Source organism: Streptomyces sp. NBC_00376, assembly GCF_036077095.1.
GTDB lineage: Bacteria > Actinomycetota > Actinomycetes > Streptomycetales > Streptomycetaceae > Streptomyces.
Genome location: NZ_CP107960.1, coordinates 4137408 through 4160930, shown reverse-complemented (window position 1 = coordinate 4160930; position 23523 = coordinate 4137408). Strand labels below are relative to the sequence as shown.

The 23523-nt window shown below is 72.7% G+C and carries 13 protein-coding genes, 1 tRNA gene and 1 riboswitch; of the genes, 8 read left to right on the top strand and 6 right to left on the bottom strand.

Going from position 1 to position 23523, the window contains the following annotated elements; genetic code table 11:
- The first annotated feature begins 50 nt into the window (after positions 1-50).
- From OG842_RS18770 to OG842_RS18750, 5 genes are all read left to right on the top strand, one after another.
- Positions 51-1268: an SPFH domain-containing protein gene (locus tag OG842_RS18770; RefSeq protein WP_266731038.1), complete on the top strand. Its 1218-nt coding sequence runs from the start codon at positions 51-53 to the stop codon at positions 1266-1268.
- Positions 1269-1283: 15 nt separating this feature from the next.
- Positions 1284-1357, top strand: a tRNA-Met gene (locus OG842_RS18765).
- 171 nt (positions 1358-1528) lie between these two features.
- The gene (locus OG842_RS18760) at positions 1529-2719 is read left to right on the top strand and encodes a PP2C family protein-serine/threonine phosphatase (RefSeq protein WP_266731037.1); all 1191 of its coding nucleotides are present in this window, start codon (positions 1529-1531) and stop codon (positions 2717-2719) included.
- Positions 2720-2962: 243 nt separating this feature from the next.
- Positions 2963-3115, top strand: a riboswitch (cyclic di-AMP (ydaO/yuaA leader).
- Between the two features lie 11 nt (positions 3116-3126).
- Positions 3127-4221 (top strand): M23 family metallopeptidase, encoded by a 1095-nt coding sequence (locus OG842_RS18755; RefSeq protein WP_266731036.1) that lies wholly within the window; start codon positions 3127-3129, stop codon positions 4219-4221.
- A 128-nt stretch (positions 4222-4349) separates the two neighbouring features.
- Positions 4350-5294, top strand: coding sequence for an aldo/keto reductase (locus tag OG842_RS18750; protein WP_266731035.1), 945 nt, complete (start codon positions 4350-4352; stop codon positions 5292-5294).
- 198 nt (positions 5295-5492) lie between these two features.
- Here OG842_RS18750 and OG842_RS18745 read toward each other — a convergent pair whose 3' ends face one another.
- The 4 genes from OG842_RS18745 to OG842_RS18730 all read right to left on the bottom strand — a co-directional run bounded on the left by OG842_RS18745 (position 5493) and on the right by OG842_RS18730 (position 11121).
- Positions 5493-7091 (bottom strand): PrsW family intramembrane metalloprotease, encoded by a 1599-nt coding sequence (locus OG842_RS18745; protein ID WP_266733677.1) that lies wholly within the window; start codon positions 7089-7091, stop codon positions 5493-5495.
- 66 nt (positions 7092-7157) lie between these two features.
- Entirely contained in the window at positions 7158-8036 is an 879-nt protein-coding gene (gene trmB, locus OG842_RS18740) for a tRNA (guanosine(46)-N7)-methyltransferase TrmB (RefSeq protein WP_266733675.1), read from the bottom strand.
- A gap of 4 nt (positions 8037-8040) precedes the next feature.
- On the bottom strand, positions 8041-9297 hold the full coding sequence (gene lhgO, locus OG842_RS18735; protein ID WP_266731034.1) for an L-2-hydroxyglutarate oxidase: 1257 nt from the start codon (positions 9295-9297) through the stop codon (positions 8041-8043).
- A gap of 114 nt (positions 9298-9411) precedes the next feature.
- On the bottom strand, positions 9412-11121 hold the full coding sequence (locus OG842_RS18730; protein ID WP_266731033.1) for a sporulation protein: 1710 nt from the start codon (positions 11119-11121) through the stop codon (positions 9412-9414).
- 1238 nt (positions 11122-12359) lie between these two features.
- Between OG842_RS18730 and OG842_RS18725 the strand changes: the two genes are divergently transcribed.
- Both OG842_RS18725 and OG842_RS18720 read left to right on the top strand, forming a co-directional pair.
- Positions 12360-14471: an asparagine synthase-related protein gene (locus tag OG842_RS18725; protein WP_266731032.1), complete on the top strand. Its 2112-nt coding sequence runs from the start codon at positions 12360-12362 to the stop codon at positions 14469-14471.
- 87 nt (positions 14472-14558) lie between these two features.
- A complete protein-coding gene (locus OG842_RS18720) occupies positions 14559-18158 on the top strand; it encodes an ATP-binding protein (protein WP_266731030.1) in 3600 nt (1199 codons plus the stop codon).
- On the opposite strand, the gene OG842_RS18715 is transcribed toward OG842_RS18720, so the two are convergent.
- Together OG842_RS18715 and OG842_RS18710 are read right to left on the bottom strand one after the other, a co-directional pair.
- Complete coding sequence (locus OG842_RS18715; protein ID WP_266731029.1) at positions 18145-20115, bottom strand: sigma-70 family RNA polymerase sigma factor; 1971 nt, start codon at positions 20113-20115, stop codon at positions 18145-18147. The genes OG842_RS18720 and OG842_RS18715 overlap by 14 nt on opposite strands.
- A 577-nt stretch (positions 20116-20692) precedes the next feature.
- Complete coding sequence (locus OG842_RS18710; protein ID WP_266731027.1) at positions 20693-21649, bottom strand: TetR/AcrR family transcriptional regulator; 957 nt, start codon at positions 21647-21649, stop codon at positions 20693-20695.
- A gap of 340 nt (positions 21650-21989) precedes the next feature.
- Between OG842_RS18710 and OG842_RS18705 the strand changes: the two genes are divergently transcribed.
- Positions 21990-23468 (top strand): NAD(P)/FAD-dependent oxidoreductase, encoded by a 1479-nt coding sequence (locus tag OG842_RS18705; RefSeq protein WP_266731026.1) that lies wholly within the window; start codon positions 21990-21992, stop codon positions 23466-23468.
- Positions 23469-23523 lie beyond the last annotated feature (55 nt).

Genomic DNA, 23523 nt, shown 5'->3' with positions numbered 1-23523 from the left:
AACCGTTGCGGACACCATCGACGCAGTGACGTACGGACAGGAGTCTTCACATGTTCTTCTGGCACGTTCCCGCCCCCAACGAGGCGATGCTCATCTCCGGTTCCAAGGGCAGGCAGACGCTGGACACCCAGTTCCGGATCGTCACCGGGCACGGCAGTTTCGTGCTCCCGGTGAAGCAGAAGGCGCGCATGCTCTCGCTGGCGCTGCGTGAGGCGGAGATCACCGAGGACTGCGTGACGCAGCAGGGCATCCGCCTCAACGTCCGGGCCGTGGCCGTCTTCAAGGTCGGCGACGACTCCGTGTCCATCGCCAACGCGGCCCGCCGCTTCCTGACCGAGCAGGAGCAGATGGAGGAGCTCGTCGGGCGGATCTTCGCCGGGCATCTGCGTTCCATCGTCGGCGGACTGACCGTGGAGCAGATCATCCGTGAACGCAACCGGGTCTCCCAGGAGGTCATCGCGGGCAGCCACGGCGAGATGGAGAAGCTCGGCATCGTCGTGGACGCCCTCCAGATCCAGGAGATCGACGACGCCACCGGCTACATCAAGAACCTCGCGGCCCCGCACGCCGCCGCGGTCGCCAGTCAGGCCCGGATCGCCGAGGCCAAGGCCGACCAGGAGGCCAGCCAGCGCGAGCAGCAGGCCGCCGCGCTCAAGGCGGAGTACGAACGTGACACCGCGATCAAGCGGGCCGGCTTCCTCGCCGAGACCGAGCAGTACAACGCCCGCGCCGCCCAGGCCGGGCCGCTCGCCCAGGCAAGGGCCTCACACGAGGTCATCGAGGAGCAGACCGCACTCGCCGAGCGGCAGGCCGCGCTCGCCGCCCAACGGCTGGAGGCGGAGGTCCGGCGCCCGGCGGACGCCGAGGCGTACCGGCAGCGCACCCTGGCGGAGGCGGCCCGGGACCGGGTGAAGTTCGAGGCGGACGGCAACGCGTACACCGAGCGGGCCCTCGCTCAGGCGCAGGCCGACGCCAACAGTGTGCGCGCGGCGTCGCTGCGTGACGGCAACCAGGAGCTCATCGCCGCCAACCGCATCGTGGAGAACCTGCCCGCCCTGGCCGACGCCGCCGCCCGGGGCATGTCCGGCGCCGACCTCACCGTTCTCAACGGCACCAATGGCGTCAACGAGTTGGCGGCGGGCGTCGTCGGCCAGGGGCTGGCGATCCTCCACTCGCTGCAACGGGGCGTGGACCCGGTGAAGCGGCAGGAGGACGGAATGAAGGGCGGGCGGACCCGAGTGGTCAAAAGGGCGCCGGAGATGCCGTAGAGTTGTGTTCATCGACGCGGGGTGGAGCAGCTCGGTAGCTCGCTGGGCTCATAACCCAGAGGTCGCAGGTTCAAATCCTGTCCCCGCTACTGAAGGAATCAGGCCCGGCACGCATACAGCGTGCCGGGCCTGATTCGTTTCGCCGTGCACATTCCCCCCATCGGCCGAAGAGGAGTCGCCGCTCCGTTCCGGTCCGGCGAGCCTGGGGGTGGGGCGCGGTACCGTCCGCAGCCGCGCGCGTACCGGGCAGGAGACCACAGGTGTGGAAGCGGGAGAGGCGGCGCGGCAAGCCTGTCGGGGGTGGTGCCCGCACCCGGCGGTTCGTACGGATGCTGCCCGCCCTGATGATTCTCGGCGGGCTGGTGTTCGACGCCCTCACCCCGCCGGCCTTCACCGCCATCCCGCTGTTCGTGGCCGCTCCGCTGATCGCCGCCCCGTTCTTCTCGCTGGCCAGCACCATCCGCATCGCTGTCGCCTCGATGCTCGCCGTCATCGCGCTGCGGCTGTACACCAGCTCGTTGCCGGAGGCCGTGCCGTTGATCGAGCTGCTCACCCTGGCCACCGTCTCGGTCCTCGCGGTGGTGATCAACGGGGTCGTGCGGCGCGGCAACGAGCAGCTGGCCTCCGCTCGGTACATCGCGGAGACGGCCATGCGCGCGGTACTGCCGCAGCCGTCCGACCGGATCGGCGGACTGCATGTCGCGGCGCGGTACGAGGCGGCGCAGGCGGACGAGTTCGTCGGCGGTGACCTGTTCGCCGTGGCGGACACCCCGCAGGGGGTGCGGCTGGTGGTCGGTGACGTACGGGGGAAGGGGCTCGACGCCGTCGAGACGGTGGCGGTGGTCATCGGGGCGTTCCGCGAGGCGGCCGAGCAGGAATCCTCGCTGGAGGCGGTGGCGGGGCGGCTGGAGCGGGCGCTGGCGCGGGAGGAGGCGCGGCGGGGCGGGCTCGATGTGCTGGAGGGCTTCATCACCGCCGTGCTGGCCGAGATCCCGTACGGGTTGCCCCTGGTGCGGATCGTCAACCGCGGGCACCCCGAGCCGATCCTGCTGCATCCGGACGGGGCGCTGGAGGTGCTGAAGCCCTCCGTGCCCGCGCTGCCGATCGGGATGGGGCTGGGGACGTGGCCGGAGTGCACGGACGAGTGGGATCTGCCGGCCGGGACGACCCTGCTCCTCTACACGGACGGCCTCTCCGAGGCGCGGGATGCCGAGGGGGTCTTCTACGATCCGGCGGCCCGGCTGCGCGGGCGGATCTTCCCGGGGCCCGAGGAGCTGCTGTCCGCCCTGACCGATGACGTGCGCCTGCACACGGGCGGCGAGACGACCGACGACATGGCGTTGCTCGCGGTCGCACGCCCGGCCGAGGGGCAGCCGGACCGGCGAAGGACCGTGCGGATCGTCGGTGCTGAGGAGACGCGAAAAGACGTAAGGGATGGGCGGGGACGGTGACGTGGAGGGGCGATGCCACCGTGTGTGATCGAAAGGCACCACTCCGCATAACGTTTGACGCAACGTCAGAAACGGGGTAGTGACTGAGGGTCGGTCAACTCGCCCGATTTCACCCACTTGTGTCCCGTAAAGTCCAGGCCAAAGAAGTGAACGATCAGTGGGAACAGCTTGGAATACGGCCCCGGTGTCTATTAACGTTCGATAACGCAGCGCGGTCGTCCCAGCCGTCATCAGTGGCGGCGCCGTGCGCGAGCGCCGAATTCCGCAAGGGAACCGGGGAACCACCTACATGGGGTGAATCGGACACCTGTGTCTCGTGAGAGACAGAGGGGCCCGTAGGAGACCTTCCTGCTCCGAACCCGTCAGCTAACCCGGTAGGCGAGAAGGAAGGAAAGGAGTGCGCCCCCGTGGCGTCCAACAAGCCTGCCCCCGAGGCCCCGTCCCGGTTCGATCACGACTATGGCACCGGGCCCGAAGGCGACTTCACCGGCAATTTCACGGGTGAGTTCACCAGTGAGCCCGACCGCGGCTGGGACGAGTGGAACCCCACCGAGGAGTCCGTCCGCCCCGTGCGCGGCAGGCACCGCGTCGCCAAGCAGCGCAACGGTCTCGCCCGCAGCTCCACGGTGCTGGGTGTCGGTGTCATAGCGGCGGTCGGCGCGGGCGGCATGGCCTCCGCGCAGAGCAAGCCGCCGGTCTCCATCTCCATGCCCGACGCCATCACGGACAACCTCCCCGACGCCAAGTCCCTTCCCGGCGTGGGCGCCCTGTTCTCCGACGATTCCGAGGCGGACAGGACCGAGGCCGCGGCCGCCACCGCCCCGCTCACCACCGCCGGCATCACCACCGCCGAGGCCGAGCAGGGCGCGACGGACGCGGGCGAGGCGCTCCGCGCCCGCATCCTCCAGCAGGCCGAGCAGCAGCAGGACGCCGCCGACGCCGAGGCCAAGGCGGCCGAGGAGAAGAAGGCCGCGGAGAAGGCGGCCGCCGAGGCCCAGAAGCAGCAGGACGAGGCCAAGGCCAAGGCCGCCGCCGAGAAGAAGAAGGCGGAGGAGGAGGCCAAGAAGAAGGCGGAGGCGCTGCGGCTGGCCAAGCTCGCCGCCAGCTACGCCATCCCGACCTTCTCGTACACGATCACCTCGACCTACGGCCAGGCCGGTTCGATGTGGTCCTCCGGCTACCACACCGGCCTCGACTTCGCCGCTCCGACCGGCACCCCGATCAAGGCCGTCCACGGCGGCACGATCAAGTCGGCGGGCCTGGCCGGCTCGTACGGCTACCGCACCGTGCTGGAGCTGGAGGACGGTACGGAGATCTGGTACTGCCACCAGTCCTCGATCGGCGTCGGCGTCGGCCAGAAGGTCAGCACAGGTGACACCATCGGCCGGGTCGGCGCGACCGGCAACGTGACGGGACCCCACCTCCACCTGGAGGTCCACACCGCCGACGGTACGGGCATCGACCCGATGGCCTGGCTCCGCGGCAAGGGCCTCAACCCCTGAGAACCCCGGCAGTCCTGACGCTCACCCCCCGACGTCAGGGCTGCCGGTCTGTTGTGGGCGGTCGGTTGCGGGCGGCCTGTCATGAGCGATTCGGAATAGCGAGCCATCCGGAATCCGTTGATTCACTTATGACTTCTCTTCGTAAGCTGGGCCCTTCCGACCTCCAGGTCTTCCCGCTCGCTCTCGGCGGCAACGTCTTCGGCTGGACCGCCGACGAGGCGCAGTCGTTCGCGGTGCTGGACGCGTACGCCGCGGCCGGCGGCAACTTCGTCGACACCGCCGACGGGTACTCCGCCTGGGTCCCGGGCAACGAGGGCGGCGAGTCCGAGACCGTCATCGGTAAGTGGCTTGCCGCGCGCGGCAACCGCTCCGACATCGTCGTCGCCACGAAGGTCAGTACCCACCCCCGGTACCAGGGGCTCGCGCCCGCCAACATCAAGGCCGCGGCCGAGGAATCCCTGCGCCGGCTCGGCACCGAGTACATCGACCTCTATTACACGCACTTCGACGACGAGACCGTGCCGGTCGAGGACATCATCACCGCCCTGGACCAGCTGGTGAAGGAGGGCAAGGTCCGGGAGATCGCCGCCTCCAACATCGGCCCCGCGCGGCTCCGGGCGTCCCTGGACTTCTCGGAGCGCGAGGGGCTGGCCCGTTACGTCGCCCTTCAGCCGCACTACAACCTGGTCTCCCGCGACACGTACGAGGGCGAGCTCCAGGACACGGTGGCCCGGGCCGGGCTCGGCGCTGTGCCGTACTTCGCGCTGGCCTCCGGTTTCCTCACGGGTAAGTACCGTCCGGGCACGTCGGTGGAGAGCGCGCGGGCGGAGGGCGCCCGCCGGCACCTGGAGTCGGAGCGCGGGCAGAAGGTCCTGGCCGCGCTGGACAAGGTCGCCCAGGAGCGCGGCGCGGAGATCGCGACCGTCGCTCTGGCCTGGCTCGCCTCCCGGCCGACCGTGGCCGCGCCGATCGCCTCGGCCCGTACGGTCGAGCAGCTGCCCGCGCTGCTGGCCGTCGCGGACCTCACCCTGACCGAGCAGGAACTGGCCGAACTCACCGAGGCATCCGCCTGATTGTGCCCGCTTGACCGCGTCCGGCCGCTGCTGTCCCAGGGCCTCTCGTTTGGATCATGCCGGGCTCGTGTGCCCCCGGCACCGCGCCTCGCCGCGTTGTCGTCGGTCGCCGGCGCCCCGCGTCGACTCGCTCCTCCGCCTTGCGATGCACGGCACCGGACCCCGCTCCCTGATCCGGCCTGAGCCAAACGAAAGACCCTAGTGCGGTGGCTGCTGCGGCAACAGGTAGGGGTTGTAGCCGGGGCCGGGGCCGGGGCCGGGCGCGGGGGCGTTGCGGTAGGCGCCGTACTGCGCGTGCGGAGGGAACGGCCGGGCGTACGGGGGTGACGGCAGACGGTGGGGGCGCAGGAGCCCCGCCGCCTGTGCCGCGTACGCCAGGGCGGGGGCGGCCACCTCCCTGCGCTGCCAGAGGTGGTGCAGCAGCTCCAGCTCGCGATCGGTGAAGTCCGGGCCGGCCGCCCCGCGGCGGGCCTGAAGACGGAGCGAGGCCAGTGAGGTCGCGAACGATTCGTACTCGGCGACGGCCTGGGCGGCCGCCTTCCCGTGGGCCTTCGCCGTGGCTTCCACCTGCGCCGCTGTCAGCGCCACTGCCTGGGGCGCCGTCTGCGCAGAGGGCCAGGGGGCGGGTCCGGGCACGGGTCCGGGCGCGGCTCCGGTGGACCATCCGGGCCCGTACGGGATCGCCCGGCTCCCCCGGGCGGCGACGGCGTACTGGCGGCGTGCCGCGTCGCGGGCCAGGCCGCGGGCCCGCATCGAGGAGAGGGCGAGCGGCTCCGCCGGGCTCAGCCAGCCCGCCGCGGCGTAGGCGGGCAGCTCGGCGGCGAGCGTGCGCAGCTCCCGCCGCCGCGACCAGATCGCCAGCCAGGTCACCAGGCCGAATACCGGGACCATGAACACCGCGTACACGGCGTAGAAACCGTACGGGCTGAAGACCGCCGACCCGTTCCACAGCGAGTGCATGCCCATGGCGAGGACGAGCCCCAGCAGCGGCAGCAGGACGCGGCGGACCCGCCGGCGCCGGGCGCTCGCCGCGGCGAGGCCGAAACCTATGCCGGTCAGCACCGTGAAGAGCGGGTGTGCGAACGGCGACATCACCGCCCGTACGAAGAACGTCGCGGCCGTCACCGATACGACGCCCGAGGTGCCGATCTGCTGGTCCTGCCCGAAGGCGTTGCCGAGGTAGAGGATGTTCTCCGTGAAGGCGAAGCCGCTCGCGGTGATGCCGGCGATCACGACGCCGTCGACGATTCCGTTGAACTCCCGTCTTCGGAACAGGAAGATCAGCAGGACCGCGGCGGCCTTGGCGCTCTCCTCGACGACCGGGGCTATGACCGTGGCGCCGAGGGTGTCGGCGTTCGACGGGTCTGCGGTGGTCGTGGCTATCCAGCGGGTCGCGAAGGAATTCGCCAGGATCGCCACCAGGGCGGCGGCGAACGCACCCCAGGCGAAGGCGAACAGCACATTCCGCCAGGGGCCCGGATCGACCCGGTCGAGCCAGCGGAACGCCGCCAGCAGGAGCGGCACGGGCAGCACGGCGAGGCCGAGGCCGACGAGGAAACCCTGAGTGCCCGTCTGATCGCGGACCAGGGCCAGGATCGCCAGACCGCAGAGCGCGAGCACCGTGAACACCGCCGCGAGGCGGAACGTCCGGCTGCGCCACACCGTGCCCACCCGGCGCGGCCGGTAGCGCCAGTGCCTGCGCTCCGGCACGGCAGCCAGGATCTCGCCGACCCGCTGCTCCTCGAGGAGCGGGACGGCCGGCTGCGACTGCCCCTGCTGGACAGACCCGTCGGACACCACGCAATGACCCTAACCAGCAGCACTGACACCTGGCCATGGGGCGCTCGCGCCCACGGCCCCGTCTCAGCTGCGGGCGAAGAGCAGGTCGTGCACGACATGGCCCTTGTCCAGGCCCTGCCCCTCGAACCGGGTCAGCGGCCGGAACGCGGGCCGGGGCGCGTAGCCGCCGTCCGCCACGGTGTTCTCGAAGAGGGGGTGCGCGGTGAGCACCTCCAGCATCTGCTCGGCGTACGGCTCCCAGTCGGTCGCACAGTGGATCACCGCCCCCGGCTTCAGCCGCTGCGCCACCAGGTCGAGGAACTCCGGCTGGATCAGCCGCCGCTTGTGATGGCGCTTCTTGGGCCAGGGGTCGGGGAAGTACACCCGCAGCCCGTCCAGCGAGTCCGGCTTGAGCATCTCGCGCAGCAGGATGATCGCGTCGCCGTTGGCCACCCGGATGTTGGACAGGCCGTTCCGGTCCGCGAGGCCGAGCAGATTGCCCTGGCCCGGGGTGTGCACATCGACGGCGAGGATGCCCGTGCCGGGGTCGTCGGCGGCCATCTGCGCGGTGGCCTCGCCCATCCCGAAGCCGATCTCCAGCACCACCGGGAGCCCGTCGAACAGCTCGGGCAGGTCGAGGACGCGCTGCCCGTCGATGTCCAGGCCCCACTTCGGCCAGAGCCGCAGCAGGGCGTCCTCCTGGCCGGGCGTGACGCGGCTGCGGCGCGGCTGGAAGCTGCGGATCCGGCGCTCGTGGTGCGAGCCGGCCGGGTCGATGGCGGGCCCGCCCGGGAAGCGCGGCTCCTGGCGCAGCCTGCGCTGCCGCTCGAAGGAGGCGGCGCGCAGATCGTCCGGAATTCCGGCAGCGGACGGAGTCCCGGCAGCGGACGAGGAGAGCTGCTCGGAGGAGCTCTCGGGGGAGTCCTCGGGGAGGATCTCGGAGGGGTTCTCGGAGACGTTCATGGGCTCAGACACAATGCCCCGATTCTACGGCGGGCGGTCTCCACCCCGTCTCCCGCGCCCGGAGCAGCGCCCTGCGTGCCACCTCCCGCCCGATGGGCAGCGAGGCCGTCGCGGCGGGCGACGGCGCGTTCAGCACATGGACGGTGTGCAGGGCCTCGCGGATGAGGAAATCGTCCACCAGGGTGCCGTCCCGCAGCACGGCCTGGGCCCTGACCCCGGCCGGGGCCGGTCTCAGGTCGTCCTCCGTCACCTCCGGCAGCAGCCGCCGCACGGCCTCGGTGAAGGCGTGCTTCGACAGCGAACGGCGCACCTCGCCCGCCCCGTACCGCCAGTGCCTGCGGGCGATCTGCCAGGTGCCGGGCCAGGCCAGGGTGTCCGCCAGCTCGCGCGGGCGCACGACCGGCCAGCCGTACCCCTCGCGGGCCAGCGCCGGCACCGCGTTCGGCCCGACGTGGACGCTGCCGTCGTGGCCCCGGGTCAGATGGACCCCGAGGAACGGGAACGCCGGGTCGGGCACCGGATAGACCAGCCCGCGCACCAGCTCCGGCCGCGCCAGCTCGTAGTACTCACCCCGGAAGGGCACGATCCGCATGCCCGGGTCGTCGCCCGCGAGCCGGGCCACCCGGTCGCAGTGCAGCCCCGCGCAGTTGACCAGGACCCGGGCCCGCACCACCGGGCCGTCCGCCGTACGCACCGCCACGCCCCAGGGGCGCCGGTCGATCGCGGTGACCTCCGCCCCGTAACGGATCACCCCGCCGGCCCCGCTCACCTCGGCGGCGAACCGGGCCGCGACCGCGCCGAAGTCGCACACCCCGGTCGAACCGACCCGGATCGCGGCGAGGCCGCTCACCTGCGGCTCGTACTCCGTGATCTGGGCGGGGCCCAGCTCGCGCACCGGCAGTCCGTGCTGCCGGCCGCGCTGGACCAGGGCGTGCAGCCGGGGCAGCTCGGACCGCTCGGTCGCGACGATCAGCTTGCCGGTCACCGCGTGGGCGATGCCGTGCTCGGCACAGAAGTCGACCATCTCGGCGGCGCCGCGCACCGCGTAGCGAGCCTTGAGCGAGCCGGGACGGTAATAGATGCCGCTGTGGATCACTCCGCTGTTGCGCCCGGTCTGGTGCCGGGCCGGGCCCCACTCCTTCTCCAGGACCGTCACCCGGGTGCCCGGAGCGGTGCGTGTGATCGCATACGCCGTCGACAGCCCGACGATCCCGCCGCCGATCACCAGCACATCGCAGTCGTACGCCGCGCGCGTCATCATCACGCCACCTCCCACCCCGATAGTGCACTGACCCACTGACAACGCACTCAAACCAGCGTGGCCCAGCGTGGCGCCGAATCTCTACGGCCCGGCTCCTGGAGCGTGAGATTCCGTTTACGCGGGCGCCACCAGCAGGGGCCTGGCCCGCTCGCGCAGCTCGGCGACGCGCGGCTCGTGACCGTACGGTTCGAGCCGGTGCAGCAGGTCCCGTACGTACTCCGTGGTCCGGGCCGAGGAGATGCGGCCCGCCACCTCCACCGCCCGGGTACCCGCGGCGCAGGCCGCGTCCAGGTTGCCCGACTCCAGCTCGGCCACGGCCGACACCACGAGCCGCAGCCCGTGCGAGCGGACGAATTCCTCGGTGGGCCTGGAGAGAGCCTGCTCGGTGAAGCGCCGCACCTGCCGGGGCGCCTTCAGGTCGAGGTGGCACTCCGCGGCATCGGCCGCGAACCTGTCGTACGAGTAGAAGCCGAGCCAGGACGGGTCCGCGTCACCGTCCCTGGAGCGCTCCAGCCAGCTCTCGGCGGCCTTCAGCGCGGATCCCGCGGCCGACGCGTCGTTCGCCTTGGCATGGGCACGCGCCTCCACCAGGCGGAAGAAACTCATGGTGCGGGCCGTGGCGAGCCCCCGGTTGCGCTCGACGGCGGCCTGCGCGAGGTCGACCCCTTCGTCGGCGAAGCCGCGGTAGGTCGCCTGGAGCGACATGGACGCGAGAACGTAGCCGCCCAGGGGCACGTCGGCTGCGGCCCGTGCGAGTCTCAGTGCCTGGATGTAGTAGCGCTGCGCGGCCTCCTGCTGGCCGGTGTCGAAGGCCATCCACCCGGCGAGCCTGGTCAGTTCGGCCGCTGCGCCGAAGAGCGCCCGGCCCACCTCGTCGCTGTACGTACCGAGCAGCAGCGGTGCGGCGTCGACCCGTAAGCACTCGGGGACCATGGAGGAGCGCCAGTCCCCGCCGCCGTACTTGGAGTCCCAGCGGCGGGCGTCCTGGGCCGCCTCGCGAAGCTTGGAGACATCGCTGTGGCCGACCCGCAGCGGGGAGATGTCGCTGGTGGGGCCGACGGTGGCGGTGATGGTGGTGGATACGGTTGCCGGTGCCGACGCTGATACCGATGCCGGTGCGGCTTCCGGGCGGGGCTGGGCGGGGATGGCGGGTGCCTGCCGCGTGCCCAGTGCGCCCAGCGTTCCGAGCGCTGTCCGGGCCGCCTGTGCGTTCAGCGCGGCCGGGGCGCCGGGCGGCACCGCCACCGCATTCTGCGCCGCCTTGCCCGGCGGGCTCTGCGCCTCCGCGCCGCTGTGTGCGCCCCGTGCGCCCTGGGTGTCGAAGGCGGGCGCCCCGGCTGCCGTCGCGTCGCGTTCCACCGTCGCGTCGGCGGGGGATATCAGCCAGCGGGACGCGGGCGTCGCGTACGCGCTCACCGAGAACGAGCCCGCGAGCGACTGCCAGATCCCGCCGCTGCCCGCCCGCCGCCCGGCCAGATCCAGCCGGTACAGCTCGGTCGCCGAACGGACCGCCTCGCCCACGTCGCGCGGGAAGGCCAGGCCGACCTCCGGCGCCGGGTCGGCGTCCGCGAGCCCGATCTCGTGCAGCGGGACCGGCCGGCCGAGCTTGGCGCCGATCGCCGCAGCGATGAGATGGGGCGCGGCGCCCTGCGGCACCATGCCCTTGGAGACCCATCGGGCCACCGAGGTCTTGTCGTACCGAAGTGTCAGACCGCGCTGCGCCCCGAGGTCATTGACCCGCCGGGCGAGCCCGGCGTTGCTGATTCCCGCGAGGGCGAGAACGGTTCCGAGCTTCTCGTTCGGTCCGCGTTGCTCCCTGGACATGCGCCACCCCTCGACACACAGACGGCCGCCGCGTCACCGTTGCGGCGCGCGGCATTCGTACCGTGTCCTCCCCAGCGACGGCCCCCGGCACTCCGGCCGCACACGCATATGGCCGAGCCCCGAGGAATATGCCTCCTGCAGAGAACCTCAGTAAACCCAGCGTAGTTCGCCGCATCCCTACCGTTAAGGGGCAGACGTCCGTATGGCGGGATTGTTGTCCGTGGAGAGGCGGGCGGCGGATCGAGCGCGGCCCGGACGGGGATCGGACGCGGATCGGACGCGGACCGGGCGGGTCCCGGAGGCGGTCCCGGCGCCGGGTCGGCGGGGCCCGCAACGCCGCTCGGCGGCGCACGGGAACTGCACGTGGGGGCGCCGTCCGTGCGTGCTTGCCGGCGTCGTGCGGCGAGTCGCGGACGTGCTCCTGGTGTGTGGCCGTGCGCCCGGCCGTGCGCTCTCGTCCGGCTGTTTCGGAAGCGTTTCCATGGGTGCTGCGTGGGTCGGCCCACTGCACAGGACTCAGTGGGCTGGGGGACACTGCCGCCTCATTCCCCGCAGGCGGCGGACCGGTCCGGGAGGTGAACGACACCTCCCGGACTGTGCGTCGGCGGCCCCGGCGGAGATCCTTCGCGGCTGCCGCGCGGTTTCGCGAGGCACTGGAGGACACCGGAGGACACCCGGGAACGATCGTGGAATGAAGTGGGGCGAAAGGGGACTTCTGATGCGGCGAGCGCCTCATCGCAAGGTTCCAACCCGCTCCGAGAATGGCCGAATGTCGTCGGTCCTCCTAGGTTGGTCCGCCCGTTTCGCGGACATCTCGCCGACTGTCGGAGGGTTGTCCGCCGACGGCCCGCGAGCGGCCCGAGGTGGCTCGGGCGCGGCTTGAGCGTGGCCGGATTTCGGCTGGTGGATTCTGCTCGTACGGGGAAGGCAATGCGCCTGTTCCGTAAGCCAGTTGGTGACTGAGGTGCGTGGCGGCGGCCGAACGAGGCGCCCCGCCGTCGAAGCGGCGTCCGCTTCCCGGCGGGTGTGTACACGCCGGAGGCCGGCCTGGATTTCCGCCCGGCCTCCGGCCCGGCCCGGCCTTTGCCAGGGGCGCATGCCCTTCCGACGTGCGCCGTCCGTAGCCCCTCCTGCGCGCCGTTGTCGTGGCAGCATGTTCGCAACGGCGCCGCGCGTTACCGGTGTTCACCCGATACTTTCCTGCTGCGCCGTTTTGTCCACAGCCTGTGGAGGCGGCGATGCGTTGGTTGGTGGGGTGGAGCAGTATCGCCGCGAGCTTCGGCACGGCAGGGGCGGTCGGACCCAGCGACGAGGGGCGCACGATGCACCCCGTGGGCTCCCAGCTCCTGTGGGGCGACCCGGACCCGCTCTGGGCCGTGGGGGACTGGCGCCCCGACGAGATCCGGATCACCACGGCCGAGACCGCCGAGGGTGCGCCCACCGCCAGGATGGCCGTCCTCGGCTGCTGCAGCGCCACCGACGAACAGCTGCGCTCCGGCCTCCTCGCCGCCCGCGGCGGCGCCCTGCGCCACCTCACCTCCTGGCCCGGCAGCTACACGACCGTCGTCCAGATCGGCCGCCGGATCACCGTCATCGGCGACCTCGCCGGTGCCCGCCCGGTCTTCTACACGCCCTGGGCGGGCGGCACGGCGTACGCCACCGCCGCGCTCCCGCTCGCCGACCTCATCGAGGCCCAGTTGGACATCGGCCACCTGGCCGCCCTGCTCGCCTGCCCCGAAACACCGGAGGCGCTGCGCGACGGCACCCCGTACGCCGGAGTGAAGCGCATCCCGCCGGGCCACGCGCTCATCCTCCGCGAGGGCTCGCGCGAGATCACCGGTTACGAGGCGGTGGCCTCGCTCGCCGTGGCCGCGCCCCAACTCGACCCGGTCAGCGCCGTCGAAGGCGTACGCGACTCACTGGTCGAAGCCGTACGCGCCAGGCTCCTGGCCCCGCGCCACGCGCCCGAGACCCTGCCGCCCGACCCCGGCCCGGTCCCCGGCATGGGCCCCGCCGACCGGCGCGCCGCCCGCGGCGCACCGGTCCCCGGCATCGGCGCCGACCTGTCCGGAGGCAGCGCCTCCGCCACCCTCGCCCTGCTCGCCGCCGGACTGCCGGGCCTGCCCGGCACCCTCCTCGGCCACGGCACGGGCGCAGGGGAGCGGCTGCTCGCCGTCACCCTGAACGACCTCACCGCGCGCGGACACGAGGACGAACTGGAACGCGCCCGCGTCATCGCCGCCAACCCGCGCCTGCACCATGTGGTCGTCGCGGCCGGGGAGGAGGCCCTGCCCTACGCCGACCTGGGCAGCGGCCCGCTCACCGACGAACCCGCCCCGTCCCTCGTCGTCGCCGAGCGCCACCGCCGGCGCCTCGCCTCGGGCAGCGCCGACCACTTCGTCGGCGGCGGCGCCCGCCAGGTGCTCGACGCCCACCCGGCCCGCCTCGCCGACCTGCTGATGGACCGTCGCCGACGCCATCTGCTGCGCCCGGTCGCCGCGCTCGCCAGGGCGGAGGGCCCGAGCGCGCACTCCCTGTTCGTCCCGCTCACCGTCTACCGGGCGGCCCGCCGCCTGTCCCGCACGTCGTACCGCACCGGCCTGGAAGCGGCGGCCGGCCGGCTGCCGGACGCCAACCGGAACGCCCCCGACCTCGACACCCCCGCCGACGCCTCGCTGGCCGCCCTCGCCTGGTCGCGGCCCGGCCCCGCCGCCCGCTGGCTCACCGGGGAGGCGCTCGCCGAGGTGTCGGTCCGGCTCCAGGAGGCGGCCATCCGTCCCGTCTCCGTCCAGCGCCCCGGCGAGGCACGCGCAAGGGCCGCCCTGGCCCGGTACGCCGCCGACCACCGGATCCTGGAGCAGGCCGCCGAGAACCGCAGCCAGCGGCTGCACGCCCCGTACCTCGACAACCAGGTCGTACGCGCCGCCCGCGCGCTCCCCGAATCGCTCCGGGTCCAGCCGGGCGCCCGCGCCGCGATCCTGCGCCGGGTGCTCGCGGGCGCGGGCATCCACGATCTGCCGCCGGGCTGGGGCACCCCCTCCCTCGCCACCTCGAACGCGACCGCCCGCACCGGCCTGCGCGCCGCCCTCCCGGAGCTGATCGCCCTCTTCGACGCCCCGCTGCTCGCCGACGCGGGCCTGGTCGAGGCCCGTGTCGTACGGAAGGCCCTGCGTGCGGCCTCCGAGGGCGAACCGCTCCCGCTGGACGGCCTCGCGCACCTGGCGTCCACGGAGCTCTGGCTCCGCCGCCTGGTGTCGCGGCGCGGCACCTGCTGGACGGGCACGGCGGCGCCCCGCCAGCGCGCGGTCGCGGGCGGCGTCGTCCCGGCCAGGCGGACGCTGCAGCGGTAGGCGCGGAGGCGCGGGCGCGGGTACGGCCGCCGCGTCGAGGGGACGAGGGACGGGGCGCTCACCGGGCTCGCGGGACACAATGGCTCGGTGCGGTATCTGATCCTGGGCGTCACCGAGGCGCGAGACGCGAACGGCAGTGCCCTGCCCGTGAGCGGTACGCGGCTGCGCGCTCTCCTCGCCGCCCTCGCACTGCGCGCCGGACGCCCCGTCCCCGTCGCCGATCTGGTCGACGACGTATGGGCCGCCGACCCCCCGCACGACGCTCCCGCCGCGCTCCAGGCCCTGGTGGGCAGGTTGCGCCGGGTGCTGGGCAGGGACGCGATCACGAGCGCCCACGGGGGCTACCGTCTGGCGGCCGGGCCCGACGAGGTCGACCTGCACGTGTTCGAGAGGCTCTCCCGCCAGGGGGCCGAGGAGCTCGACGCGGGCGACCCCGTGACGGCCGCGCGCACGCTCCGTACCGCGCTCGCCCTGTGGCGCGGCCCCGCACTGGCCGACCTGCCGGAACGGGACCACGGCCACGCCCTGCGCCCCGAGGCCCACCGTCTGGCCGCGCTGGAACGCCGTATCGAGGCCGATCTGCGGTGCGCGGCGACGGGCCCGGCCGGCGGCGCGGAGCCGGGCGCGGGACTGGGTGCGGGACCGGGGCCGGGCGCGGAGCAACGCGCGCTGGTGCCCGAGCTCATGGAGCTGACGGCCGCCCACCCGTACGACGAACGCTTCCGGGCCCAGTTGATCCGCGCCCTGCGCGCCGAGGGCCGCCAGGCCGATGCGCTGGTCGCCTACGAGGACGCCCGCCGCGCCCTCGCCGACGGTCTCGGGGCCGATCCCGGGCCGGAACTGATCGCGCTGCACCGGGAGCTGCTGACCCCGCCACAGGTGCCGTCCGCGACGGCGGCGCGACCGGTGGCGATGCGCCGGCAGCATCCGCCCGACGAGTCCGGCCCCGCCGTCGTGCACGGCAATCTGCGGCCCCGGCTGACCTCGTTCGTCGGGCGCGAGCCCGAACTGCGGTCCATCCGCGCCGATCTGGCCCGTTCCCGCCTGGTCACCCTCACCGGCCCCGGCGGTTCCGGCAAGACCCGGCTCGCCGAGGAGGCCGCGGCACACGGCGGGCAACCGGCACTCAAGGCCGGACCGTCCGACGCATCGGGCTCATCCGCAACATTCAACGCATCCGACACGGACGCCTGGATCGCCGAGCTCGCCTCCGTGGACGACCCCGCCGACGTACCCGGAGCGGTACTCTCCGCTCTCGGGCTGCGCGAGACGGCCCTCCTCCGCGACAACAACCGCGACGGACAGCTGCCGCGCACCGACCCGGCCGACCTCCTCGTCGAGCACCTGGCGCACTGCTCCCGCATCCGCCCCTTCCTGCTCATCCTGGACAACTGCGAACACGTCATCGAAGCGGCCGCCACCCTCGCCGAGACCCTGCTCACCCACTGCCCGCAGCTGCGCATCCTCGCCACCAGCCGCGAACCCCTGGGCGTGCCCGGCGAATCCGTACGCCCGGTCGGTCCGCTCCCGCCCGACCCCGCCCACCGGCTGTTCGCCGAGCGCGCCCGCACCGTACGCCCCGGATTCGCCCCCGATTCCGACCCCGGGCACGATGCGGACGCCGTGGCCGAGATCTGCCGACGGCTCGACGGGCAGCCGCTCGCCATCGAGCTCGCCGCGGCCCGGCTGCGGATGCTGAGCCCGCGCCAGATCGCGGACCGGCTCGACGACCGGTTCATGCTTCTGACCGGCGGGAGCCGGACCGTACTGCCGCGCCAGCAGACCCTGCGTGCCGTCGTCGACTGGTCCTGGGACCTCCTGGACGAGGACGAACGCACGGCGCTGCGGCAGATCTCCGTCTTCGCGGGCGGCTGGGACCTGCAGGCCGCGGAAGCCGTCGTCACACCTGGGGTCTCCGCACCCGGGGCCTCCGCACCCGGGCCGATCCCCGCCGGAACCGTGCCCCCCGGGCCCGTCCCCGCCCGGCTCTCCACCGCCGACCTGATCGGCGCTCTCGTCGACAAGTCCCTCGTCGTCGCGGCCCCGACCGCCACCGGCGAGATGCGCTACCGCCTCCTGGAGACCATCCACGAGTACGCCACCGAACGTGCCGCCGAGGTCCCGGAGATACGCGCCGCCGCCGCGAACGCGCACACCGCGTACTTCCTCGCGCTCGTCGAGCGGGCCGAGCCTCGCATCCGCTCCGGCGACCAGCTGCTCTGGATCGAACACCTGGAGACGGAACTCGACAACATCCGGGCAGCCCTCCACCGGACCGTCGTCACCTGCCCGTCCGAAGCGGAAGCCGTACGACTGGTTCTCGGCATGGGGTGGTTCTGGTGGCTGCGCAACTTCCGTTCCGAGGGCCTCACCTGGGCCGAGCGTGCCGTGGCGCTGGGGCCGGAGCCGGACGATCCCGGCGACCCCCGTTACTGGCCGCGCATGCATCTGGAGATGCTGCGGTACTTCCTCGCCGTGGAGGCCGGGCCAGCCGAGGCCGTCCACGGTGACGATCGCTTCCGGGCGGTGATGGACCGGGTGACCGAGGCGTTCAGGCCCTCGGGCCCGCAGTCCGCCCGCTTCCCCGGAATGCTCTGGCCGATGGCCCTGTTCGCGACCCGGACGACCACCGAGACCCACGCGCTGATCGACTCGGTGGTCGACAACGCCCGGACCCACGGCGGCGCCTGGGAGTACTGCCTCGCCCTGATGTTCCGTACCCACATGGTCGTCGACATGCCGGGCGGCATGCCCGGGGTCGACGCCGATCTCGCGGAGCTGCGCGAGCTGAGCCGCCGCGTCGGCGACCGCTGGATCCGCGCGCAGGTGGCGAGCGCGGCCGCGGAGGCGGGCGTGATGCGCGGACGGTTCACGCAGGCCCGGACGGCGTACGAGGAGGCACTGCTGCTGTCCCGCGAGGTCGGGGCGTACGCCGAGGCGCCGTTCCTTCTCGCCCGCGTCGCGGAACTCGCCTACCGGACCGGGGACATGGCGGACTTCGAGCGGAGCCTGAGCGAGGCGGAGCGCGAGGCGGACCGTTACCAGGTGCACGACGCCCACGCCTACATCCATTTCCTGCGCGCCACCGCGGCCCTGGAGCGGGGCGAGATCGCTCGGGCACGGCAGCTGGTCACCGAGGCGGCGTCCGCGATCGGGCGGGGCAGCCCGCCGTCGCACTTCAGCGCCGTGGTCGAGGGGCTGGCAGCCCGGATCGTGGTGCACGAACCGGGACCCGGCCGTGGCCCGGCGGCGGGCGTACGAGGCCTGACGGCGGCGCTGCGCGGGGCGCGGGACGCCCAGTGCGCCGAGCTCGTCACCGGGCATCTGGCGGACTGCGTGGCGACCGTGCTGCCGAAGGTGGGCCACCACCGGGCCGCCGTACGGATCCTGGCGGCGGCGGACGGCTGGCGACTGTTCGGCCCCAGGACCGAGGTGCAACAGGCCGAGGTGGACGAGGCCGAGCGGCAGGCCCGCGAGGAGCTGGGCCCTCAGCTGTACGAGTCCGAGCGCGCCGCCGGCCGCGCGCTGACGCTCGACGACGTCATCGAACTCCTGACCCGCATCACCGAGGAGCTCCCGGGGGCGCCTGGGTGCGTGGACGTCCTGGAGCGCGGGGACGCTCCGGGGCACGTGGAAGCGCCGGGTTTCACCTCCGGCCTCGTCCCGGACCGGCTCACCGGCAACTGATTCTCGAATCCGCCCAGTCGGCGAGGGCCATGACTCCACCGGGGCGGGCGCGCTCGACGACGAGCCGGATGCTCTTCTGACCGTCGATACCGACGCCCACCGGCACGGCCGGGGCGTCGCCGTTCATCACGGGTGACTGCCAGAGCCGCGCCCCGTCGCCGTTGAAGACGGAGAAGCGCACCGAACCGAGCCCCATCGTCATGTCGTCGATCCCGACCATCGCCTCGTACCGCGTGCACTGCCTGTTCAGCTGGATGGTGACCGAGGAACTGCTGTGGACGGTGACCCCGTGCGCGTACGTCGTGCCGCCGATCGACACGTTGGAGCGCTGCCAGACCCAGCTGCTCTCGCCGAGCACCACCTCCGGTTCGGTGTGGTCGCCCAGGAGCGAGTAGCTGAGTTCGCTGACCTGATAGACGGTCGGCGCGGGGGGCGGCGGGGGCGGGGTCCTGGTGGGCGTGGGCGTGGGCGTGGGTGTCGGCTCGGGCTTCGGCGCGGGTGGCTTCGGCTCGGGAGCGGGCTTCGGAGGTGGTGTCGGTTTCGGCTTGGGCTCGGGCGGCGGTGTCGGCGCCGGGGGCGCGGGCGGAGCGGGCTTCGGGGGCGGTGTCGGTTTCGGCTCGGGCCTGGGCGGCGGTGTCGGCGCCGGGGGTGCCACGACAGCCGGCTTCGTCGCGGGCCTGGCCTCGGGCTTCGGCTGGTCGTCGCCGACCAGCGCCCAGACCAGCCCGGCCGTGGCGGCCACGACGACCGCCGCCGCGATGCCGGCCTTCGCCGGAGCACCGAGCCCCTCCGAGGCGGTGGCGCCACCGGTCGCGCCACCGGTGGAGCTTCCTCCGGTGGCCGCCGCGGCGGCACCGGCACCCGCGGCTCCCGCCGCGCCGCCGGCGACGATCCCGGCGGCCTTGAGGCTGTACCCGGCGGCGAACCAGCCGATGACCGCGACCGGCAGCAGCGCGGGAATACCGGCGTTGACATGGGCCAGTTCGCCTGCGGCGAGTCGGCACTTCGAGCATTCCTCCAGGTGTCCGCGCAGGCCGCGTTCGGCCCGCATACGGAGACCGCCACGGGCGTACGCGCCCAGCCGGTCGGCGTAACGCGCACAGTCGCCGCCCGAGGTCAGGGCCTGGCTCACATGCGCCTGGAGATAGGCCTGCTTGAGGCCCTCGCGGGCCCTGCTGGCCAGCACCGCCGTGGCATTGGCGGTCAGCCCGAAGAGCGGGGCGATCTCACTGGGCGACTCCTCCTCGACGGTGGTGTGCCACAGCACCGCCTGCCAGCGCTCCGGCAGACTGCGGAACGCCTGCATGGCCATCGACTGCTCGGCCTCGTGCATCGCCAGCACATCGGCACCGAGATCGAGCGTGTCCGCGTCCGACACCTGGGAGGCCTGGGACGACTGCGCGGCGAACACCGCGAAGTCGTCGACCAGATGCTCCCGCTTCGCGGTCTTGGTCCAGGCGGCGCCGACATGGCGGACGGCCGTCATGAGATAGGCCCGTACGGCCTCCTCGGGCCCCTTGCCCCGCCGTACCGCCTGCAGTGTGCGGGCGAAGACCTCGGCCGTCAGGTCGTCGGCCGTGTGGGCGTCCCGGCAGCAGCTGCGCGCGTAGCGCCGTACCGCGTCGGAGTGCCGTCGGAAGAGTTCCTCGTACGCGAGGTCGTCGCCGTCCCGCATCTGCCGGATCAGATCGGCGTCGGAGGGCGCGGTGCCGGAGGCGTCGGTGGCGCCACTGCCGCCCTCCCGCTGCATGGGCACCGCGACGTCGGCCTCGGGGCCGGGATCGGCCGGTGTCGGCCACGGACCCGGCAGGACGGTGCCGCCCTCGCTGTCACTGCTCGTCCACCCGGGTCCGGCCTGACTCGGTACCTGCCTGGCGGCCGGCCCACCGGTCTCCGTGACACCGCCCACGACGGAGACGTCGTCGAAAGACTCTTCCTGCTGCCCGTCACCGCTCATCGCGGTAGCCCCCGTATGCGCTGTCGGACCCGAATATCGGGCAAGGGTGCCACATGGCGCAATCACGTCGGCCTCTCAGCCTCCGCAACCACTCATCCGGGGCGTTTTTCCGAATGTGAGTACTGGCAGCCATTCATTCGGGGAAAGCTGGGTAATCGCTTTCTGCGTGTGTGAGTTGCCGCCGCAGTCCGCGATTCGACAGCGCCGGGCGTGCCGGGGTGCGCTGAGGTGGGAAGAGGTGGGGGCGGGGCACACATTCCGGCGGTGGGGGAGACGGCCGCGCACGCCGGTGCGACAAACTTCGGGCGATGACGGACCATCGAGCAAGAACCCATCAAAACGGGCCACATCAACCACTCGAGCCGCCCGCCTCCACCGCCCGGGCCGCAGCAGCAGCCTGACGCAGCACGCAGCACGCAGCACGCAGCACGCAGCACGCCGGGCACAGCTCGCGGTTGGCGGCACGCCGGGGCGCCGGGCGCAGCAGCACTGGCCACCGCGCCCGCGCACCACAAGCGCTGTGGGCTCACCGCCCCCACACACGCTCCGATCAGGCGACTAAGGCGACTCGGGCGACTCAGGTGACCGGCCGGGAGCGCAGCCCCTCGAGCAGGATGTCCAGGAGCCGGCTGGAAGCGGCGGCCTGCTGTGCCGCGTCAGGCAGCGAAGGCGCCGCCGTCGCGATCACCAGCAGCACATCCGCGACCGTCACGTCACGACGCAGTTCACCGGCTGCCCGTGCCCGGTCCACCAGGCGGCCGACCACCTCCAGCAGCTCGCCGGCTCCCGTGTCGTCGTCCGCGATGCCGGTCTCCGCGGCGGAAGGTTCGTCGGCCGCCCGGAGGTCGGCCTGGCCGGCGCCCTGCCGTTGCTGAGGAACCCGGGCTTCCTCCCGATCGGCGCCCGATCCCGAACCCGATGCCGAACCCGGTATGGTCACCGACTCCCCGGCCACCGCCAGGTCATTGCCACCGGAGCCGTCGGAGTCGCCATCGACGCCGACCCGCAGCACCTGCGGCGGCAGCAGCCGCCCCGCACCCGAGGCCACGGACGTACGCAGGAAGCGCGACAGCGCCGACCACGGTTCGTCCTCCTGGCCGAGTGCGGTCCGGGCCTGGTCCGTCAGCCGGGAGGTCTCCTCCTCGGCTATCCGCCTGACCAGCACGTCCTTGCTCGGGAAGCGCCGGTACACCGTGCCGACTCCGACCCTGGCGCGGCGCGCCACGTCTTCCATCGGAGCCCCGTACCCCAGCTCGCCGAACACCTCGCGCGCGGCCCGCAGGACATGTTCCAGATTCCGCTGCGCATCCACGCGCAGCGGAGCCGAGCGGCCATTCGCCCCGGAGCCCCCGGCAGCCCCGGTCGCACCGGCTGCCCCATTGGCTCCGCCGGTTCCGACCGTGCCGACCGAACTGGCCGTCACTGTCCCGACCGCTCCCACCGCTCCGTTTCCCACCGCTCCGTTTCGCCCTGTTCCATCGGACGAATGGGACGAAACCGCAGCCGAAGCCTGCCAAGAATCCTGAATATGCATAACTGTTCCCCCGGTTATGACGTCTCCCCCCGGAGACTTCCCGCCGTTTGAGCCGGGGAGCGGATCATCGTCCCCATCCGACACCCCGACGACATACGAACATAGTTGAGCCCGGCTCAATTCAGAAGGGGGTAGTTCCGCACGGAGCGCCCCCCGATCGGCGCAAGGACCGGTTGGTCACTGATTCGGCCCCCGTCCGGAACCACCGCCTCAACCCCTGACCTGCGCGGCTTGCGCATCCCCGCCGAGCCCTGCGGCCACCGCCCATCCGGAACCTCCGGTCACACAATTTGTCGAGCCTGTGGACAAACCCTTGAGCACGTTGCGTCATGGGGTGGTGATGGCTTCAGATTCCGGGGGAACACCCCCCGGCCCCCCACCGGGTGTGCGCATTCTCGTCGTCGGTGGCGGCTACGTCGGGATGTACACAGCGCTGCGTCTCCAGCGGAAGCTGAAGCAGAGACTCAGAAGCGGTGAGGCCGAGATCGTGGTCGTCACCCCCGAGCCTTATATGACGTATCAGCCGTTCCTGCCCGAGGCGGCCGCCGGTTCGATCTCACCGCGCCATGTCGTCGTGCCGCTCCGCCGTGTCCTCGCGGACTGCAAGATCGTGATCGGTGAGGCGCAGTCCATCGACCACGCCAAGCGCACGGCCACCGTCACCACCCTCGCCACGGGGGAGGACGGCACCGGCGCGGTCGAGATCCCGTACGACGAACTCGTCCTCGCCCCCGGCTCCGTCTCGCGCACCCTCCCGGTCCCAGGCCTCGCCGACCACGGCATCGGCTTCAAGACCGTCGAGGAGGCCATCGGACTGCGCAACCACGTCATCGAGCAGATGGACATCGCCTCCGCCACCCGCGACCCCGCCATCCGTGACGCCGCGCTCACCTTCGTCGTCGTCGGCGGCGGATACGCGGGCGTCGAGGCCCTCGCCGAGCTGGAGGACATGGCCCGCTACACCTCGCGGTACTACCACAACATCAAGGCCGAGGACCTGAAGTGGATCCTCGTCGAGGCGTCCGGCCGCATCCTCCCGGAGGTCGGCGAGACGATGGGCACGTACGCGATCCGTGAGCTGCGCGGCCGCAACATCGACGTACGCCTCGACACCCGGCTGGAGTCCTGCGAAGGCCGGATCGCCGTCCTGAGCGACGGTTCCCGGTTCCCGACCCGCACCCTCGTGTGGACCGCGGGAGTCAAACCCGCGCCGGTCCTGGCCGCGACCGATCTGCCGCTCGACGAACGGGGCAGGCTCAGGTGCACGGCGGAACTCGCCGTCGAGGGCGTCGAGCACGCCTGGGCCGCCGGGGACGCCGCGGCCGTACCCGACCTGACCGCCGAGGAAGCGGGCAAGCAGACCGCGCCCAACGCCCAGCACGCGGTGCGCCAGGCCAAGGTCCTCGCCGAGAACATCCTCGCGTCCCTCGCCCGACAGCCCCTGAAGGAGTACCGGCACAGCTACGCGGGCTCCGTCGCCTCGCTCGGCCTCCACAAGGGCGTCGCCCATGTCTACGGCCGTAAGTTCAAGGGCTATCCGGCCTGGCTGATGCACCGTACGTACCACCTCAGCCGTGTCCCCACGTTCAACCGGAAGGCACGAGTCCTTGCCGAATGGACCCTCGCCGGGCTCTTCAAGCGCGAGATCGTCTCCCTCGGCTCGCTGGAACACCCACGCGCCGAGTTCGAGCTCGCCGCAGGCGGCGGACGCCCCGGTCCGGACGGCCCGCCGGGCCGGGACACCCCGCCGGGCCCCGGCAACTCGCCGGGGCCGGATGCCGGCTCCGGGCCCGACGGCCCGACGGGGAACGGCGGCTGACGGACCGTCGACCCGCCCGTCCACCCGCCGGGCGGCGGACCGTACCGACAACTGT

Coding starts and splice junctions, on each gene's coding strand:
- trmB (WP_266733675.1), bottom strand. CDS start 8,036: ATGAACGTCTCCGAGAACCCCTCCGAGATCCTCCCCGAGGACTCCCCC.
- OG842_RS18725 (WP_266731032.1), top strand. CDS start 12,360: ATGCGTTGGTTGGTGGGGTGGAGCAGTATCGCCGCGAGCTTCGGCACG.
- OG842_RS18750 (WP_266731035.1), top strand. CDS start 4,350: ATGACTTCTCTTCGTAAGCTGGGCCCTTCCGACCTCCAGGTCTTCCCG.
- OG842_RS18770 (WP_266731038.1), top strand. CDS start 51: ATGTTCTTCTGGCACGTTCCCGCCCCCAACGAGGCGATGCTCATCTCC.
- lhgO (WP_266731034.1), bottom strand. CDS start 9,297: ATGATGACGCGCGCGGCGTACGACTGCGATGTGCTGGTGATCGGCGGC.
- OG842_RS18730 (WP_266731033.1), bottom strand. CDS start 11,121: ATGTCCAGGGAGCAACGCGGACCGAACGAGAAGCTCGGAACCGTTCTC.
- OG842_RS18715 (WP_266731029.1), bottom strand. CDS start 20,115: ATGAGCGGTGACGGGCAGCAGGAAGAGTCTTTCGACGACGTCTCCGTC.
- OG842_RS18710 (WP_266731027.1), bottom strand. CDS start 21,649: ATGCATATTCAGGATTCTTGGCAGGCTTCGGCTGCGGTTTCGTCCCAT.
- OG842_RS18705 (WP_266731026.1), top strand. CDS start 21,990: ATGGCTTCAGATTCCGGGGGAACACCCCCCGGCCCCCCACCGGGTGTG.